This window comes from Nocardioides terrigena, from assembly GCF_003047265.1.
Classification (GTDB): Bacteria; Actinomycetota; Actinomycetes; order Propionibacteriales; family Nocardioidaceae; genus Nocardioides; species Nocardioides terrigena.
This window is the reverse complement of record NZ_PZYY01000043.1, coordinates 1-773: the sequence shown is the minus strand read 5'-3', so window position 1 is coordinate 773 and position 773 is coordinate 1. Positions and strand designations below refer to the sequence as shown.

The window sequence follows — 773 nt, the reverse complement described above, 5'->3', positions numbered from 1 at the left end:
CGCAGAGAAAAACGGTATTACTTTCGGTGAGCCCAACATTGATTTAGATAAAGTGCGTGCGGGTAAAGAAGCGGTTGTTTCTAAATTAACCGGCGGTTTAGCGGGTATGGCTAAAGCACGTAAAGTAACAGTAGTGGAAGGTTTAGCGGCGTTTACCGATCCGAATACTTTAGTAGCTCGTGACCGTGACGGTAATCCGACAACGATTAAATTTGATTATGCAATTATTGCAGCCGGTTCTCGTCCGATTCAGCTTCCGTTCATTCCACACGAAGATCCGCGTGTGTGGGATTCTACGGATGCACTTAAATTAAAAGAAGTACCGAAAAAATTACTCATTATGGGCGGTGGTATCATCGGTTTAGAAATGGGTACCGTATATAACGCTTTAGGTTCGGAAGTTGAAGTGGTTGAGATGTTTGACCAAGTGATTCCTGCAGCAGATAAAGATGTTGTAGCTATCTACACCAAACAAATCGAGAAAAAATTCAAGTTAATGCTTGAAACTAAAGTAACTGCGGTTGAAGCGAAAGATGACGGTATCTATGTTTCAATGGAAGGTAAAGCATGTAACGATACTAAACGTTACGATGCGGTATTAGTCGCTATCGGTCGTGTACCGAACGGTAAATTAATCGATGCGGGTAAAGCGGGCGTGAATGTTGATGATCGCGGTTTCATCGCAGTGGATAAACAAATGCGTACCAACGTACCGCATATCTTCGCTATCGGTGATATCGTCGGTCAGCCGATGTTAGCACACAAAGGTGTTC

General features: G+C 43.3%; 1 protein-coding gene. It reads left to right on the top strand.

From position 1 onward, the window contains the following. On the top strand, nucleotides 1–773 hold a 773-nt coding region (locus DAE25_RS22710), incomplete at both ends, for a dihydrolipoyl dehydrogenase family protein (RefSeq protein WP_159083933.1).